This window comes from Sphingomonas sp. LC-1 (assembly GCF_025371035.1).
Classification (GTDB): Bacteria; Pseudomonadota; Alphaproteobacteria; order Sphingomonadales; family Sphingomonadaceae; genus Sphingomonas; species Sphingomonas sanguinis_E.
In genome coordinates this window covers 163,884-180,275 of record NZ_JANZXB010000001.1, presented here as the reverse complement: position 1 = coordinate 180,275, position 16,392 = coordinate 163,884, and the positions used below count along the sequence as shown (strand labels likewise).

Annotated in this window: 14 protein-coding genes; 11 read left to right on the top strand and 3 right to left on the bottom strand. The window is 66.5% G+C overall.

Annotation, left to right across the window (positions count from 1 at the left end):
• The first annotated feature begins 41 nt into the window (after nt 1-41).
• Genes NZL82_RS00810 through NZL82_RS00795 form a run of 4 tightly spaced genes read left to right on the top strand, consistent with a single transcriptional unit; the run spans nt 42 to nt 3,859 of the window.
• A complete protein-coding gene (locus NZL82_RS00810; protein WP_261267883.1) occupies nt 42-176 on the top strand; it encodes a hypothetical protein in 135 nt (44 codons plus the stop codon).
• Nucleotides 160-2,001, top strand: coding sequence for a hypothetical protein (locus NZL82_RS00805; protein ID WP_261267882.1), 1,842 nt, complete (start codon nt 160-162; stop codon nt 1,999-2,001). Before NZL82_RS00810 ends, NZL82_RS00805 begins: the two co-directional genes overlap by 17 nt.
• Nucleotides 1,998-2,897, top strand: a complete 900-nt coding sequence (locus tag NZL82_RS00800; protein WP_261267881.1) for a tyrosine-type recombinase/integrase — start codon at nt 1,998-2,000, stop codon at nt 2,895-2,897. Before NZL82_RS00805 ends, NZL82_RS00800 begins: the two co-directional genes overlap by 4 nt.
• 11 nt (nt 2,898-2,908) lie before the next feature.
• Nucleotides 2,909-3,859: an acetyl-CoA carboxylase carboxyltransferase subunit alpha gene (locus NZL82_RS00795; protein WP_261267880.1), complete on the top strand. Its 951-nt coding sequence runs from the start codon at nt 2,909-2,911 to the stop codon at nt 3,857-3,859.
• 333 nt (nt 3,860-4,192) lie between these two features.
• On the opposite strand, the gene NZL82_RS00790 is transcribed toward NZL82_RS00795, so the two are convergent.
• Together NZL82_RS00790 and NZL82_RS00785 are read right to left on the bottom strand one after the other, a co-directional pair.
• On the bottom strand, nt 4,193-4,360 hold the full coding sequence (locus tag NZL82_RS00790) for a Flp family type IVb pilin (RefSeq protein ID WP_261267879.1): 168 nt from the start codon (nt 4,358-4,360) through the stop codon (nt 4,193-4,195).
• A gap of 126 nt (nt 4,361-4,486) precedes the next feature.
• Nucleotides 4,487-4,678 carry a Flp family type IVb pilin gene (locus NZL82_RS00785; protein ID WP_261267878.1) on the bottom strand — a complete coding sequence of 64 codons (192 nt, stop codon included), beginning with the start codon at nt 4,676-4,678 and terminating at the stop codon, nt 4,487-4,489.
• A gap of 33 nt (nt 4,679-4,711) precedes the next feature.
• Here NZL82_RS00785 and NZL82_RS00780 point away from each other — a divergent pair, with 33 nt between their 5' ends.
• Nucleotides 4,712-5,191 carry a (deoxy)nucleoside triphosphate pyrophosphohydrolase gene (locus NZL82_RS00780; RefSeq protein WP_261267877.1) on the top strand — a complete coding sequence of 160 codons (480 nt, stop codon included), beginning with the start codon at nt 4,712-4,714 and terminating at the stop codon, nt 5,189-5,191.
• On the opposite strand, the gene NZL82_RS00775 is transcribed toward NZL82_RS00780, so the two are convergent.
• Nucleotides 5,137-7,884 (bottom strand): DUF5695 domain-containing protein, encoded by a 2,748-nt coding sequence (locus NZL82_RS00775; RefSeq protein WP_261267876.1) that lies wholly within the window; start codon nt 7,882-7,884, stop codon nt 5,137-5,139. The two genes, NZL82_RS00780 and NZL82_RS00775, sit on opposite strands and share 55 nt — an antisense overlap.
• 99 nt (nt 7,885-7,983) lie before the next feature.
• On the opposite strand from NZL82_RS00775, the gene NZL82_RS00770 reads away from it, so the two are divergent.
• The 6 genes from NZL82_RS00770 to NZL82_RS00745 all read left to right on the top strand — a co-directional run bounded on the left by NZL82_RS00770 (nt 7,984) and on the right by NZL82_RS00745 (nt 16,326).
• Nucleotides 7,984-10,359 carry a glycoside hydrolase family 127 protein gene (locus NZL82_RS00770; RefSeq protein ID WP_261267875.1) on the top strand — a complete coding sequence of 792 codons (2,376 nt, stop codon included), beginning with the start codon at nt 7,984-7,986 and terminating at the stop codon, nt 10,357-10,359.
• An 11-nt stretch (nt 10,360-10,370) separates the two neighbouring features.
• Complete coding sequence (locus tag NZL82_RS00765) at nt 10,371-11,366, top strand: Ldh family oxidoreductase (RefSeq protein ID WP_261268224.1); 996 nt, start codon at nt 10,371-10,373, stop codon at nt 11,364-11,366.
• Between the two features lie 16 nt (nt 11,367-11,382).
• Complete coding sequence (locus NZL82_RS00760) at nt 11,383-13,176, top strand: DUF885 family protein (protein ID WP_261267874.1); 1,794 nt, start codon at nt 11,383-11,385, stop codon at nt 13,174-13,176.
• Between the two features lie 70 nt (nt 13,177-13,246).
• A complete protein-coding gene (locus NZL82_RS00755) occupies nt 13,247-14,161 on the top strand; it encodes a dihydrodipicolinate synthase family protein (protein ID WP_261267873.1) in 915 nt (304 codons plus the stop codon).
• Nucleotides 14,161-14,871 carry a GntR family transcriptional regulator gene (locus NZL82_RS00750; protein ID WP_261267872.1) on the top strand — a complete coding sequence of 237 codons (711 nt, stop codon included), beginning with the start codon at nt 14,161-14,163 and terminating at the stop codon, nt 14,869-14,871. Before NZL82_RS00755 ends, NZL82_RS00750 begins: the two co-directional genes overlap by 1 nt.
• Before the next feature lie 51 nt (nt 14,872-14,922).
• A complete protein-coding gene (locus NZL82_RS00745) occupies nt 14,923-16,326 on the top strand; it encodes an amino acid permease (protein ID WP_261267871.1) in 1,404 nt (467 codons plus the stop codon).
• Nucleotides 16,327-16,392: the final 66 nt, after the last annotated feature.

The window sequence follows — 16,392 nt, the reverse complement described above, 5'->3', positions numbered from 1 at the left end:
CGGCCGGGCTTTCGCGGGTCCATTATAAGGTTTTGCGTTTCATGTCCCGTATGGTCGTTTCGCTCATCATCCTGCTCGTCGTGATCGTCGGGGGGCTGTTCCTGCTCTCGGGCCGGGCGACCGAACGGCCGACCACCCAGGTCGAAAAGGCGGTCTCGCTTGGCAACCTGCAATAAGCGGAAGGCCGGTTTTCGCCATCTGCCCCGTGCCGTCGCCTTATTGATGGTCGGGGCCGCCGCGCTGGCGGCGGCGCAGGATCGGCCCGAATCGCTGCTTCCTCCCGGCTTTGGTCAGCCGACTGCGCCGGCCACCCCCCGGCCGACCCCGCGCGGAACCTCGACGCCGCGCGTGCCGTCCGGTGCGGTGGCGAGCCCGACGCCCTTGGCGACACCCGCGCCCAGCCAGGCCGATCCCGTCGGCGCGCTGCTGGACTCGCTCGCGACTCCGAAGCCCAGCCCGACGCCGTCGCCCAGCGCGACGATCGATCCCCGCACGCTGGCCGAATATGAGCTGCCCGCCTCGGCGCGCCGCTCGCTGGCCTTGGTCGGACCGGCCGGCCCGAGCGAAGGCGCGCTGGACAGCCGTGTCTTCGCAGGGGCGGACGGGCGGGTGGCGGAAACGCTGATGCGGCGTCTGTCGGCGCCTTTGCCGTCGCGTTGGACCTCGATCCTGCTGCGCCGGACCCTGGCCGCCCAGATGATCACCCCGCGCGGCGTCAACGGCGCCGATTTCGCGGCCGAGCGGGCATGGCTCCTGCTCCGCATGGGCGAGGCACAGGTGGCGCGCGCGGTGGTGCAGTCCGTCGACACCGCCAACTATACGCCCAAGCTCTTCCAGGTCGGCATCAACGCGCTGCTCGCCTCCAGCGATCCGGCGGGCTTGTGCCCGCTGGCCGACCGGGGCAGCAGCGTGACCGGGCTTGGCGGCTACCGCGTGGCGCAGGCGATGTGCGCCGCGCTGGCGGGCGACGGACAGCGCGGTGCCGCGATCCTGCGTCAGGTCCGGCGCCAGCGCATTACGGACGATTTCGATCTGAAGCTCGCCGAAAAGCTGATGGGGTCGAGCGCCGGTGGTCGCCGCGCGGTCTCAGTCGACTGGAGCGGCGCGGATCGCCTGACGAGCTGGCGATTCGGCCTGGCGACGGCGACGGGCGTCAGCATCGCGCCCGAATATCTCTCTTATGTCGGACCGCAGGTGCGCGGCTGGCTGGCCACATCCCCAGCCGTCGCCGCGACCGAGCGGGCAAGCGTGATCGATCAGGCGGCGACGATGGGCGTGCTGTCCAACGCCGCGCTCGTCGATTTTTACTCGGCGCTGGCCGATGACGACCAGGCGAGCCGGGCGCAGGGCGCGATCGCCAACGACCTGCGCAATGCCTATGCGGGAAGCGACGAGAGTCAGCGCCTGTCCGCGATCCGCTCGCTCTGGGGCAGCGACGACCGGACGCCTTATGGCCGGCTGGTGCTGACGGCGCGTGCGGTCGCCCGCCTGCCGGTTCTATCCTCCGATCGCGATTCGGATCGTCTGATCGCCTCGATGCTGTCCGCCGGACTGGATCGCAGCGCGGCACGCTGGCGCGGCGCGGTCAAGCAGGGCGGAGATGCCTGGGCGATGATCGAACTGAGCGATCCCGACCAGCAGGGCCAGGTCGGCTATGACCAGGTGACGTCCTACGCCACCGATGGCGACGCGTGGAAACAACGCATGTTCTTCGCCGGGCTGGCGGGGCTGGGCCGTCTGTCGCAAAGCGATACCGAACGCGGCGCGCAGGCGCTGGACGTGCGGATCGGGCAGCGGAACGCCTGGACCGAGGCCCTGGACCAGGCGGTGGCCGATGGTCAGACCGGCATGGTGGTGGTGCTTTGTGCGATCGGGATGCAGACGAGCGACTGGCGCGGCGTGCCGCCCCAGGCGCTGTACCGCATCGTCGGCGCCTTGCGTTCGGTCGGGCTCGATGCCGAGGCGCGGATGATCGCGGCGGAGGCGATCGCGAGGGCATGACGTCTCGCGATGCCGCGCTGCTCGACCGTTTCCTGGAGATGATGGCGGCCGAAGCGGGGGCGGCGGGCAACACGCTGACCGCCTATCGCTCCGACTTGCGACTGGCGGGCGAGGCGATGGGTGGGCTGGCCGACGCGGACGAAGCGGCGTTGCGCATGCTGGCCGATGGCTGGGCCACGCTGGCCAGTAGCAGCGTCGCGCGCAAGGCGGCGGCGTTGCGGCGATTCTATGCCTTTCTGCATGAAGAGGGGCTGCGCGAGGATGATCCCTCGGCCGCGCTACCCCGGCCGGGCCGACGTCGCACGCTGCCCAAGGTGTTGAGCCATGCCGACATCGACCGCCTTTTCGCCGCGATCGCCGAGCGGACGTCCGCTGGCCATCCGCTGCCCAACGACCTGCGCTTGGCGGCGCTGATCGAGCTGCTTTACGGATCGGGCCTGCGCGCGAGCGAGTTGGTCGCCTTGCCACGCAATGCGGTGCATCCCGATCGCCCCTATCTGATCTTGAAAGGCAAGGGCGCGGTGGAGCGGATGGTGCCGATTTCAGACCGGGCACGGGCCGCAGTCGCGGCGTGGCGAAGCCATGTTCCCACCGAAGCGACCTGGCTGTTCCCCGGCGGCAAGAAGCATCTGACGCGCATCCGCCTCTATCAACTGGTCAAGGCGCTGGCGGCCGAGGCCGGCATTCCGCCGGATCGCGTCAGCCCCCATGTCCTGCGCCACGCCTTTGCCACCCATTTGCTGGGCGGTGGGGCGGATCTGCGCGCGGTGCAGGCGATGCTGGGTCATGCCGACATCGCGACGACCGAAATCTACACCCATGTCGAGGCGGCGCGATTGGTCGAACTCGTCAATGCACGGCACCCGCTCGTTGATTTTCGGAACAAGCGCCCTTAGGCGCTAGGCCCATGTCAACGACCTTCCTCGATTTCGAGAAACCCATCGCCGAGCTTCAGAGCCGGATCGACGAACTGCGCGACACGACGGCCGAGGGCACGGTCGATATCGGCGCAGAGATCGCCAAGCTCCAGGCCAAGTCGGACAAGCTGCTGCGCGATACCTTCGCCAAGCTGACCCCGTGGCAGAAGACGCAGGTCGCGCGTCATCCGCAGCGCCCGCACTTCAAGCACTATGTCGCGGGCCTGTTCGACGAATTCGTGCCGCTGGCCGGCGACCGCGCGTTCGGCGACGATCAGGCGATCATGGGCGGCTTCGCACAGTTTCGCGGCCAGCGCGTCATGGTGCTGGGCCATGAAAAGGGCGAGGACACCGCCAGCCGCCTTCGCCACAATTTCGGCATGGGCAAGCCCGAGGGGTATCGCAAGGCGATCCGCCTCGTCGAACTTGCCGACCGATTCGGCCTGCCCATCGTGACGCTGGTCGATACCTCGGGCGCGTTCCCCGGCATCCAGGCCGAAGAGCGCGGCCAGGCCGAGGCGATCGCGCGCTCGACCGAGGCCTGCCTGGCGGCGGGCGTGCCGGTCGTCTCCGCGATCGTCGGCGAAGGCGGATCGGGCGGCGCGGTGGCGCTGGCGGCGGGCAACCGGGTGCTGATGTTCGAGCATGCCGTCTATTCGGTGATTTCGCCGGAAGGCTGCGCCTCGATCCTGTGGCGCACGGCGGACAAGGCGGCGGAAGCGGCCGAGGCGATGCGGGTGACCGCGCAGGATCTGAAGAGCTTCGGCGTCATCGACACCATCGTTCCGGAGCCGGTCGGCGGCGCGCATCGCGACCATCCGAGTGCGATCGCCAATCTGCGCGACGCGATCGAAAAGGCGCTTGGCGATCTGGGTGGCGTCGGTCGCGACGAACTGAAGCGAGGTCGCGCGGCCAAGTTCCTGGCGATGGGTCGCCTTTAAAGACGGATGGCGGATAGCGGGGGGATGGCGCGGCGCGTTATCCCTCCTGCGGGATTTTTTTGTCGCGCCCTCAACGGGATCACCGATCAGACCGAAGCGCGTTTGCCGGTCACGATGTCGGGAAGGGATGATGGGGCCACGAGCGATCCTGTGCGATCGGCGGGGCGGCTGGCATCATCCGAATGAGCGCTGCGCGAACGCAGCCATTCCAAAAAGCACTTCGGCCGGATTGCGTGCTGTCCGTAAGGCACAATCCGACCGAAGGTCATATCCTGCTGGGCAAGCCCAGGGGATCAGGTGGCGATATTGTCACGCCACGGGATCGCCATTGGATCAGGGGTTGGACAGCTTGGTGGTGATGTTGCCGAACGTGGTGTTCAGCTGCGTGCCGAGGCCCTTCATGGCACCGATGGCGGCGACGGCGATCAGGGCAGCGATCAGGCCATACTCGATGGCCGTCGCGCCCTTGTTGTTCTTCACCATCTTGCGGATCGTCTTCATTCCGGTCTCCGTTGTCTCAAATGCTCTGTCGATCACCCGGCTGAGCCGGAGAGCCGGATCAGCTTGGTGGTGTTTAACCGCTAACTGGTTGACGAAGGCTTAAGTTTTTAACGTTCCTGCTGAGTGCTAACGGACTGCATCGCCCAGTTCGTTGCTCAGCAGCTGCAGCACGCCCTGAAGGCTGACCCCCAATTGGGAGAGCCCCACGATCAGCACCACAACGATGCTGGCGAGGATCAAACCATATTCCACAGCGGTCGCGCCGCGCGTATCGGCGCAGACATGTCGCAAGGTGCGGAGGAGGTTGGACGCTATCATGCCGTATCGGTCTTATCGGGTGTGGGTTAAGAAATGATCTATGGGGAGGGCCCACGGGCCGATAATCCTGCGCCGCTATTTCCGGTGGTGGCGGCGGCCCTGATCGACGGCGCGGGACGGGTGCTCCTGCAACAGCGTCCGGCGGACAAATCGCTGGGCGGCCTTTGGGAGTTCCCCGGCGGCAAGATCGAAGCGGGCGAAAGTCCCGAGGCCGCGCTGGTCCGTGAACTCCATGAGGAACTCGCGATCTCCGTCGAGCCGGCCGCGCTGGAGCCGGCAGGGTTCGCGACCGAGCCGCTGCCCGGTCGCCATCTGGTCCTGCTGCTCTATGTCGTCCGCCAATGGTCGGGCATTCCGGTCGCGCTGGAGGCGGACGGCCTGATCTGGTGCGAGGCGGCGGCGATGGACGCATGGCCCATACCGCCCGCCGATGTGCCCCTGGTCCGCCAGCTCCGTTCCTATCTCGCGGACAGGACGAGTGGCGATGGCGAGTCCGATAGCGCGATGGCGTAGCCGCCGCGCTCCATCGTGCCACGATCGGGGGCATAGGCCTTGCCACCCGGCGTCGTCGTCTCGACGAACAGCCGCGCGGTCGGCGTCGTCGCCGTGGCGGGGTCAAGGGTCAGGCGAACCGTCCGGCTGGCCGGATCATATTCGACCGCCGCGATCTTCCCCGCCTCGAGCGTCAGCCATAGCCCCGCGGGCGCGACGAAGAAGCGGCTCCGCGCCCCGTCGCGCGGCTCGACCCGGATCGCGCTTCCCGTCTGCGACAGGTTGCCGCCATAGGCCAACCAGCCGAGCGAAGGATCATCGACCAGATAGGTCGCCGCCGCATAGGCATGGCCGAAAAAGCCCATGCCGTAATCGCCGCTATACGGGTCCCACGCCATCCGGTCGGGCCAACTATGGAAGGCGGCGGACGACGCGCCCTGCTGATCGATATTGGTGATCCCGCCCAACAGCCCGCCATAGGCGACGCGCAGCAGATGCATGTCGCGCGGGTCGCGCCGGAACGAGTCGAACAGCGGAATGGCGTTCAGCGTCGATCCGTAATGATGGATCTGCCGCTCCAGCCGGGGATATTTGCCGCCATACAGAAAGTCCCAATAGCGCCGCGCATTGCCGTTATAGCCCCAATGCGGAATGGTCGGGTCATAGCCCAATATCACCTCGCGCGTGACATCGGCCTGCGGTCCGTACCCGAAATAGCGCATCCACGCATAGACTTCCGCCTGGCCGGTCGAATCCCACGCCATCTCGCTGCCAAAGGGATATTGCAGCGTCCGCCAGTGATCGGCGCGGCCTTTCATCAGTCGCTCCACCTCATCGGCCTTGGCGGTCCATCCCTCGCGCTTCAGGTCGGTGAGGATGTCGACGAAGACGTCGCCCTCCATCAATCCGAACTGCGCATAATGGGGGGCGTCGCGCATCATCGCGGTGATCGTCTGATAGGCATGATCGAGATACCATTGCCAGTCATGCACCCGCGTCAGGCCCGGATGGTTGCGCGCGATCCGGTAGAGGACCCAATGTCCCGCCGCGACATGCGGATAGTTATAGGCGCGCCCCAGGTCGTCGGCCTGGTCCTTCTTCCACGAGGTCCAGCTCTTCCAGTCCTTGGCGGGCTGATAGAGATTGGGGAAGGCGACGGGGTCGTAATAGAACAGGCTCTTCTTGACGCCGCCCGCATGGGGCCCGTCGGCGACCTGAAGGCGTCCCACCACGGTCTTGTCGACCAGTTGCTCGATCCGGGCGATCTCGGCGGCGTCGGGATTGTCGAGCTGCTTCATCACCGCCGCGACCCAGCTTCCCGCGCCGCCCTCGTCGCTCATCCCCGAAATCCAGACGCGCGGGTCGTCCGTGACGATGCGGTTCGCCTCCCGGTCATAGGTCAGGATGGCGGGGGATCGGCCAAAGGGATCACCCTTGCCTTCGAACCATTGCCGGGTGGTCGAGAAGCGTCCCAGATCGGCCATGGTCTTCTCGAGCGGCTTGGTGACGAAATATTGCACCGTCTGGACGCTGCCATCGGCATATTGGAGCGTCAGACGCGCCCGGCCCCATTGCCGCCCGCGCACCGACAGGCGTGTCCAGCCCGGCTTGCCCTGCTGGCGCGTCACCTCCAGCGCGCCGGCGGGATAGCTGGTTAAACCGGTGATGGCCGAAGGCGCGCGGACAAACAATGCGGCGTCGAGATCGGTCGGCACGACATAGCCGGGCACGCCGACCACCACCGGGCGGCTTTGCGCGGTCAGCGTCTGTTCGATGCCGCGAATGCTCGGCGAGGCGGCGAAGCGCAGTCCGATCCGGCGGCTTTCGCCGGGGGCCAGGCGGATGCTGGTCGGCTCGTTCCATGGCGCCCCGGCCTTGGCCCAGTCGGTCTGGGCATAGGCGGCGCTGGCGATCGTCCAGTCGTAAAAGCCTTCGGAGGTCTGGGCGCGCGGGCTGGCCTCGGAAATGACGGCCTTGCCCCCCGTTTCCCGAACCGTCGGGATGGGGACATAGGCCTCCAGCGGCGTCGCCCGCTCGGGCAGGACCAGCAGGGCCGGGCCCGCGCCGTTCAGGCGGGTCACCTGCACATAGCCCGCGTCGCGCCCGATATAGGGGTCGGCGAAGCTCGCCTGGGCATGCGCCTGTTCCAGCGTGCGGTCGCTGATGATGTTGTCGAACACCATCGGGATGCCCAGCCCGCCAATCTCCACCGGGGCGGGCGAATTGTTGGTCAGGGTGAAGCGCAGCGCGGGCACGCCGCCCTCATTGACCCATTCGCGAACGATGCGCAGCGGCAGGCCGGTGCCCATCGTCGCGGTGATGTCCGCCGCCGCCAGAATGCCGCCGCGCACAGGCAGGGCACGCACCGGCTTGCGCTCGCGGGACGAGGAATAATCCTGCCACGGTCCCGATCCGGCGCGGATGCGCAGGTGGATGTCGCCCAGATGATTATAGCCATTGCCCGCCCGCTCACGCGAACGCCCGACCGGCAGGAAATCGAATCCCGGCGTCCCGACGGGCGACAGGCTGCGCGCCGTCTGGCTGACCGGGTCGAGCCGCAAGCGGAAGGCGCCGACGCGCAGGTCGGACGCCTTGGAAGCGGTCGGCGCAGCGCGTCCCTTGCGCGTTTCGGCAGAGCCCGCGACCTGCCATCCGGCCGTCACCGACAGCGTCGCCAGCGTTACTGGCAAAAGTCGTAAAAGCTTGTGGCGCATAGAATTTCCTCCCTATTGGGTCTGCTCGGCGCCGCACTCGTCGCGATTGACCCTCATGTCATCGGCCGATATGGTATACAGTATAGGCTGGAGAGCAAGATGGTGCGGACAAATAGACGCGAGTGGATGCGGGGAGCGGCGACGGTCGCCCTGATGGGCGCGGCGCCCCGGGCGATGGCGGCGGGTATGTCCGTCCTGCCGTCGAAGGCGGAGCCGTTGCCGCTGACGGCGATACGGTTGCGCCCGTCGGCCTATGCGACGGCGGTGGAGACCAACCGACGCTATCTCTATCGGCTCAGTCCGGATCGGTTGCTTCACAATTTCCGTCTCTATGCCGGACTGGAGCCCCGGGCCCCCCGCTATGGCGGATGGGAAAGCGACACGATCGCGGGCCATACGCTGGGCCATTACATGTCCGCACTGGTCCTGACCTGGCAGCAGACCGGCGATGTCGAGATGCGCCGCCGCGCCGACTATATCGTCACCGAACTGGCCGAGGCGCAGGACAAGCGTGGCAATGGTTATGTCGGTGCGCTGGGCCGCAAGCGGCCCGACGGCAAAGTGGTCGATGGCGAGGAAATCTTCCCCGAGGTCATGGCGGGCAAGATCAAGTCCGGCGGCTTCGACCTGAACGGTAGCTGGTCGCCGCTCTATACGGTGCACAAGCTGTTTGCCGGCCTGCTCGACATTCATGGCGGCTGGGGCAATGCGCAGGCGCTCGACGTCGCGGTGAAGCTGGGCGGCTATTTCGCGCGGGTGTTCGCGGCGCTCGACGATGCCCGGCTGCAAGAGGTGCTGGGCTGCGAATATGGCGGATTGAACGAGAGCTTCGCCGAACTCTATCAGCGCACCGGCGACCGTCAGTGGCTGGCGCTGGCCGAGCGGATCTATGACCGCAAGGTTCTCGATCCGCTGGTCGCGGGCGAGGACAAGCTCGCCAATTTCCACGCCAATACGCAGGTCCCCAAGCTGATCGGGCTGGCCCGCATCCATGAGATCACTGGCAAGCCCGAACCGGCCAAGGGGGCGAGCTTCTTCTGGGAAACGGTGACCGGCCGCCACAGCTATGTCATCGGTGGCAATGCCGATCGCGAATATTTCTCCGCGCCCGACACCATCGCGCGCCACATCACCGACCAGACGTGCGAGCATTGCAATACCTACAACATGCTCAAGCTGACGCGGCACCTTTATGGCTGGAAGCCAGACGGGCGGCTGTTCGACTATTATGAGCGGGCGCATCTGAACCATGTCATGGCGGCGCAGCATCCCGAGCATGGCGGCTTCACCTATATGACGCCGCTGATGTCGGGCATGGTGCGGGAATTCTCGTCGGACAAGGACGATGCCTTCTGGTGCTGCGTCGGATCGGGGATGGAAGCCCATGCCAAGCATGGCGAGTCCATCTTCTGGCAGGGCGGCGACACCTTCTTCGTCAACCTCTACATCCCGGCCGAGGCGCGATGGGAAAAGCGCGGCGCGATCGTCACGCTCGACACCGCCTATCCGATGGACGGGCAGGCCAGGATGACCTTCAACCGGCTGGATCGGGCAGGGCGCTTCCCGGTCGCGCTGCGCATCCCCGGCTGGGCCAATGGCCAGGCGGTGGTCGAGGTCAACGGACAGACGGTCACGCCGCAAATCGAGCGGGGCTATGCGATTGTCGATCGCCGGTGGAAGGCGGGCGACAGCGTGGCGATCCGCCTGCCGCTCGACCTGCGGATCGAGGCGACGCCGGGCGACGATACGGTGGTTGCCGTGCTGCGCGGGCCGATGGTCATGGCCGCGGATCTGGGCGGGCGGGATACGAAATGGGACTCGCCCGACCCCGTCATGGTCGGCGCCAATCCGCTATCCGGCTTCGCGCCCGCCGATGGGGCAGGGGGGCGCTATAGCACGGCGGGAATCTTCCGACCCGGCAATCTGAGCTTTGCGCCATTCTACAGCCAATATGACCGGCGTAGTGCGGTCTATTTCAAGCGTTTCACCGACGCCGGATGGAAGACGCAGGAGGCCGCCTTCCTCGCCGAACAGGCACGGGCGCGCGACATTGCGGCGCGATCTGTCGACGTCATGCATCTGGGCGAGATGCAGCCTGAGCGCGACCACAACCTGACCTCGGACATTTCCTACCCCGTTTCCTATCGCGGACGGCAGGGCCGCGACGCGCGATCGGGCGGTTATATCGAGTTCAGCATGGCGGTGCGCCCCGGCCCAATGATCCTGCAGGCGACCTATTGGGGCGAGGAGCGCGCACGCGACTTCGACATCCTCGTCGACAATGTGAAGGTCGCCACGCAACATCTTGAAAACGATAGGCCGGGCGCGTTCTTCGATGTCGAATATCCGCTCCCCGAACCGCTGACCAAGGGGAAGAAGAGCGTCCGCGTCCGCATCGTGCCGCATGATCGCAGCACGGCAGGGCCGATTTTCGGCATGCGGCTGTTTACTGCGAAGCAGGGGGCCGTGGCTTGACCGGTATCCGTATGACGCTGGAGGAATTGCGCCAGCTTGCCCGCACCAAGCTGCGGGGCGCCGGGCTCGCGCCCGCCCATGCGGAGGCGGTGGCCGAAACGATGGTCGCGGGCGAGCGGGACGGATGCACCTCGCACGGCATTTACCGTTTGCTGGTCGCGGTCTCCAGTATCGAGAAGGGCGTCGTCGTGCCGGATGCCGAGCCGGTCCTGTCGCACCCGGCCAGGGCGCTGGTTCGGGTCGATGGCGGCGGTGGCTTTGCGCAACTGGCCTTTCAGACCGGCAAGCCCGCGCTGATCGAGAAGGCGCGCACGAACGGCATCGCCGCGCTGGCGCTGAACAATGTCGTGCATTTCGCCGCGCTCTGGCCCGAGGTCGAGGAATTGGCGGAGGCGGGGCTGGTCGCGCTGGCCTTCACGCCCAGCCATGCCTGGGTCGCGCCATCCGGCGGAGCGGAGCCGGTGTTCGGGACCAATCCGATCGCCTTTGGCTGGCCGCGCCCCGGTCAGCCGCCTTTCGTCTTCGACTTCGCCACCAGCATGGTCGCGCGTGGCGAGATCGAGCTTCACCGGCGTGCGGGCAAATCGGTGCCCGACGACTGGGGCGTCGATGCACAGGGCAACCCGACGACCGATCCCGCAGCGATCCTGTCCGGCGCGATGCGGACCTTTGGTGGGCATAAGGGATCGGCGCTGGCGGCAATGGTCGAGCTGCTCGCCGGGCCGCTGATCGGCGACCTGACCAGCCGCGAGTCGATCGACATCGATGCCGGGCGCGGCGGATCGCCATTGGGTGGCGAACTGGTTATCGCCATCGATCCCAAGGGGTTCCTGGGTGATCTTCTGCCCGAGCATCAGGCACGGGCAGAGGCGATGTTCGGCGCGATTACGGGGCAGGGGGCGCGATTGCCCTCCGCCCGGCGCTATGCCGCGCGTGCGGTTTCGCTGGTCGAAGGGGTGGAAATCTCCCCCGACCTGCACCGCGACGTGATGGCTTTGAACGGTTGAGCAAAGGGGATTAAGCATGACGAACCGGACCATGTTGCTGCTGACCGGTGTGGCCCTGGCGATCCTGCCGGTCGGCTTTGCCGACGCGAAGGTCGCGACCCCGGCACGGGCCACAAATCCAGCGCCAACGGCGGCGGATGCCCGCTTCCGTGCGCTGTCGGAGGCCGAGTATAAATGGCGCGTCAGCCAGAATGCGGCCGACGAGGACAGCGGCAGCGCCGGTTCGCGCCAACTCCCCGATGTCGGCCCGGCCGCCCAGGCCGCGCGACTGGCGCGGTGGGAGTCGACGGCCAAGGCGCTGGATGCGATCGACCCCGCCACCCTCTCGCCCGAGGTCCGCACCGATTACATGGTCTATCGCGGCCAGATCGACGCGCTGCTCGCCGCGCAGCGGTTCCGCGAATATGAAAAGCCGCTCAACGCGGATACCAGCTTCTGGGGCAATCTCGCCAGTTGGTCGCGCGGCAGCTTCACCAAGGAAAGCCAGTATCGCGGCTATATCGCCATGCTGCACCAGATGCCGCGCTATTTCGATCAGCAGATCGTCAATATGCGCGCAGGGCTGGCGCGGGGCTTCACGGTCCCGCGCGTCACGCTGAAGGGGCGGGACATTGGCGTCGCGCAGGTGATCGATGCGGGTGTGGGCGAAAAGCAGCCCTTCTACGAACCGTTCAGGACGATGCCTGCAACCATCGCCCCCGCGACGGCTGCGGCATTGCGGGCGGAGGCGCAAGCCGCGATCCGCGATGATGTGCTGCCTGCGCATCAGCGGCTGCTGACCTTCCTGCGCAACGACTATATGCCGCGCGCGCAGGCCAGCACGGCGGCCTATGACCTGCCCGATGGCAAGGCCTATTACCGTTCGAAGATCCGCGAATATGTGACCTCGGACATGACTGCGGAACAGGTCCATGCGATCGGCCTGTCCGAAATGCAGCGGATCCGTGCGCGGATGGACGGCGTGATGAAGGAGGTGAAGTTCAAGGGCGACTTCCCCGCCTTCCTGACCTTCCTGCGCACCGATCCGCAATTCTACGCCAAGACGCCGCAGGACCTGCTCGACCGGGCGGCTTGGCTTGCCAAGAGTTTCGACGGGATCGCGTCGGACTGGTTCGGCCGCCTGCCGCGCAGCCGTTTCGCCATCAAGCCGGTGCCCGCCGACCTGGCCCCTTTCTATACCGCCGGTCGTGGGGGCACGGGTATCTATCTGGTCAACACGTATAATCTTCCGTCGCGTTCACTCTATGCGCTACCCGCGCTGACGCTGCACGAGAGCGCGCCGGGCCATGCGTTCCAGATGCCGCTGGCCGCCGAAAACAAGGACCTGCCCGCTTTCCGCCGCGACAGCTATCTGTCGGCTTATGGCGAGGGCTGGGCGCTCTATTGCGAGGCGCTGGGCGAGGATATGGGCTTCTACAAGACGCCCTATGACCGGTTCGGCATGCTTTCCTATCAGGCGTGGCGCGCCGCCCGGCTGGTGGTCGATACCGGCATCCATGCCATGGGGTGGAGCCGTGAGAAGGCGCAGGCCTATCTGCATGACAATACCGCCCTTTCGGATCACGAGATCGAGACCGAGGTAGACCGCTATATCGCATGGCCGGGTCAGGCGCTGTCCTATTATATGGGGCAGCTCGCCTTCCAGCGCGCACGGGCCAAGGCGGAGAAGGCCCTGGGGCCGAAGTTCAACATCCGTGCGTGGCACGATGCCATGCTGCAACTGGGTTATGTGCCGCTCGGCGTGATCGAGCAGCGCAACGATCGCTTTATCGCGGAAGGCGGCAAGGGGCCCTATCCCGACGAGGAATGATCGTTGACCGGATCGCGATCATTCGATAAGAAAGTATACAGTATCTAGAACAATAGCAGGAAGACTGATTGTGAGCATCGGCTGGCGCGGCGTATTCCCCGCAGTGACGACCCAGGTTCGGGAGGATCTGTCGATCGACCTCGCCGATACGCAGCGTGTCGTCGACGATCTGGTTCGCGACGGCGTGACCGGCGTGATCGCGCTCGGCACGGTCGGCGAGAACAACTCGCTCGACTATGACGAGAAGGTCACGGTGCTGACCGCGATCGTCGAGGCGGTGGCCGGGCGTGTTCCGGTCATCACCGGCGTGTCCGAATATGACACGCGCCGCGCGGTCCGTTATGCCCAGGCGGCGGAAAAGGCCGGGGCCGACGGCCTGATGCTGCTGCCGCCGATGGTCTATGTGCCTAAGGCGCATGAACTGGTGAACCACTTCAAGGGCGTGGCGGACCAGACCGGGCTGCCGATCATGCTCTACAACAATCCGCCCGCCTATCGCACAGTGATCGACCAGACGGTTCTGGAGGCGCTGGTCGATGTGAAGAACATCGTCGCGGTCAAGGAGTCGGCGCCCGACACCCGCCGTTTCACCGATTTCCGCAATGCGTTCGGTGACCGTTACACCCTGTTCGCCGGTCTCGACGACGTGGCGCTCGAGGGGCTGTATCTGGGCGCGCAGGGCTGGGTCTCGGGCCTGACCAACGCCTTCCCCAAGGAGTCGGTCGAACTGGTCGCGGCGTTCGAGCGCGGCGATCATGCCAAGGCGATGGAAATCTATCGCTGGTTCATGCCGCTGCTCCATCTCGATGCCGAGCATGATCTGGTCCAGTCGATCAAGCTGGCCGAACAGGTCATGGGGCGTGGCTCGGAGCGGGTGCTGCCGCCGCGTTATGTCCTTGAGGGCGAACGTCGTGCCGAGGTGATCGCGATGGTCGAAAAGGCTGCCGCGACCCGTCCGGCCCTGGGCCAGGCCAAGGCCGCCTGATGGCGACGACGCTCTCGCCCCTGGACAGCGCGCTCGATGACGGGCGTCATCGGGGCGAGGGCGTCATCGTCGTGCAGACGCTGGCGGATCGCATCTTCGCGATCGTCCGCGAACGGATCATCGCGGGCGCGATCCCCGCCGATCGTCCGATCCGCCAGGATGCGCTGGCCGCCGAACTGGGGGTCAGCAAGATTCCGCTGCGCGAGGCGATGGCCCGGCTGGAGCAGGAAGGTCTGCTCCACGGCGTCGCCAATCGCGGCTATATGATCGGCGCGCTGTCCGCCGAACAGGCCGAGGATATCTACGGCCTCCGCCTGAAGATCGAACCGATCGCGGCGGCCCAAGCCTCGCTGGTCGCCGATGACGAGGACCGCGTGAAGCTGGTCGCGGCGTTCGATGCGCTCGATCAGGCGGCCCAGAGCGATCTGGCACGCGTCGCCGTCTGCAATCGCCAATTCCACATGGCCATGGTGCGCCCAGTTCGGCGCCCCTTGACCATCCAGCTCGTCCGCCAATTGGCGGTGCTGGCCGAGCGTTATGTCGTCGCCCATCTGCAACCCGCGGGTCGCGACGCGCGCGCGCATCTGGAGCATCGCGAACAGCTTGATGCCTTCATGGCCCGCGATGCGGCGCGGCTTCAGGGATTGCTTGACGCGCATATCCGGTCCACGCTGATGGACCTGAAAGGCGGGTTTTCACCCGTCGTCTGACAATCATGAGCCCATAGGACAACCAGTCACAGGGCGGGGGGATTTCCATCGATGTTCGGACCGTTAAAACCGCTGGGCAGCGCGACCCAGCATGGCGAGGGGCAGGCGCTGGCCAAGACGCTGAGCTGGCCGCATCTGATCGCCCTGGGGGTCGGCGCGATCGTCGGCACCGGCATCTACACGCTGACCGGCGTTGGGGCGGAGCGCGCGGGACCCGCGGTGATCCTGGCCTTTGCCATCGCCGGTGCGGTGTGCGCCTGTGCCGCCTTGGCCTATGCCGAACTCGCCACGCTGATTCCGGCGGCGGGCAGCGCCTATACCTTCAGCTATACCGCGCTGGGTGAGACGCTCGCCTGGGTCGTGGGGTGGAGCCTGATCCTGGAATATTCGCTGGCCTGCTCGACCGTGGCGGTCGGCTGGTCGGGCTATCTGGTCGGATGGATACAGGCGGCGGGCGTGCATCTGCCCCCCGAGCTTCTGTCCGGCCCGCATGGCGGCGGCATCATCAACCTGCCGGCGGTGCTCGTCGCGCTGTCCGTGATGGGAATGCTCGTCGCGGGTACCCGCGAAAGCGCGACGCTGAACATCATTCTGGTGGTGGTGAAGCTGGTGGCGCTGGGCGTCTTCGTCGCCTTCGCGTCCCCGGCGTTCAGCGCGGACAATCTCCACCCGTTCATGCCCTATGGCTTTGCCGCGACCGAAGTGGATGGCGCCAAGCGCGGCGTCATGGCGGCGGCGGCGATCGTCTTCTTTGCCTTTTACGGCTTCGACGCGGTGGCGACCTCGGCGGAGGAGGCCAAGAATCCGGGCCGCGACCTGACCATCGGCATCGTCGGATCGATGCTGGTCTGCACCCTGATCTATATGGCGGTCGCGGTGACGGCGGTCGGCGCGCTGCCCTTCCAGCAACTGGCCAACTCGCCCGAGCCGCTGGCGCTGGTCCTGCGGTCGCTGGGGCAGCCGACGGCGGCGCATCTGATCGCGCTGGCGGCGGTCATCGCGCTGCCCTCAGTCATTCTGGTGATGATGTATGGGCAAAGCCGCATCTTCTTCACCATGGCGCGCGATGGACTTCTGCCGCAATCGCTGGCGGTGGTCAGCAAGCGGAGCGGCGCGCCGACCCGCATCACGCTGGTCACCGGCGTGTCGATCGCGCTGGTGGCGGGTATCTTCCGGCTGGACGAGATTGCCGAGCTTGCCAATGCGGGCACCTTGCTCGCGTTCATCTCGGTGGGTGCCTGCCTGATGGTGCTGCGTCGCAAGGCGCCCGATGCCAAGCGGCTGTTCCGCTGTCCGCAGCCCTATCTGGTCGGGACGCTGGCGATCGCGGGTTGCCTCTATCTGTTGTTCAGCCTGCCCAGCTCGACCATCGTCCGTTTCGCCATCTGGAACGCGGCGGGCCTGGCCTTTTACTTCGCCTATGGCCGCCGTCGGAGCGCCTTGGCGCAAGCCTGATCCCGATCGGGAAGGACCCCGGCGCGTCGATGCGACCGCCGGGGCTTTCCAAACCGCTCGGATAAT

What these genes read in the sequence shown, in the direction of transcription:
- NZL82_RS00810 (WP_261267883.1), top strand. Translation starts at nt 42, where the DNA reads ATGTCCCGTATGGTCGTTTCGCTCATCATCCTGCTCGTCGTGATCGTC.
- NZL82_RS00800 (WP_261267881.1), top strand. Translation starts at nt 1,998, where the DNA reads ATGACGTCTCGCGATGCCGCGCTGCTCGACCGTTTCCTGGAGATGATG.
- NZL82_RS00795 (WP_261267880.1), top strand. Translation starts at nt 2,909, where the DNA reads ATGTCAACGACCTTCCTCGATTTCGAGAAACCCATCGCCGAGCTTCAG.
- NZL82_RS00790 (WP_261267879.1), bottom strand. Translation starts at nt 4,360, where the DNA reads ATGAAGACGATCCGCAAGATGGTGAAGAACAACAAGGGCGCGACGGCC.
- NZL82_RS00785 (WP_261267878.1), bottom strand. Translation starts at nt 4,678, where the DNA reads ATGATAGCGTCCAACCTCCTCCGCACCTTGCGACATGTCTGCGCCGAT.
- NZL82_RS00780 (WP_261267877.1), top strand. Translation starts at nt 4,712, where the DNA reads ATGATCTATGGGGAGGGCCCACGGGCCGATAATCCTGCGCCGCTATTT.
- NZL82_RS00775 (WP_261267876.1), bottom strand. Translation starts at nt 7,884, where the DNA reads ATGCGCCACAAGCTTTTACGACTTTTGCCAGTAACGCTGGCGACGCTG.
- NZL82_RS00770 (WP_261267875.1), top strand. Translation starts at nt 7,984, where the DNA reads ATGGTGCGGACAAATAGACGCGAGTGGATGCGGGGAGCGGCGACGGTC.
- NZL82_RS00765 (WP_261268224.1), top strand. Translation starts at nt 10,371, where the DNA reads ATGACGCTGGAGGAATTGCGCCAGCTTGCCCGCACCAAGCTGCGGGGC.
- NZL82_RS00760 (WP_261267874.1), top strand. Translation starts at nt 11,383, where the DNA reads ATGACGAACCGGACCATGTTGCTGCTGACCGGTGTGGCCCTGGCGATC.
- NZL82_RS00750 (WP_261267872.1), top strand. Translation starts at nt 14,161, where the DNA reads ATGGCGACGACGCTCTCGCCCCTGGACAGCGCGCTCGATGACGGGCGT.
- NZL82_RS00745 (WP_261267871.1), top strand. Translation starts at nt 14,923, where the DNA reads ATGTTCGGACCGTTAAAACCGCTGGGCAGCGCGACCCAGCATGGCGAG.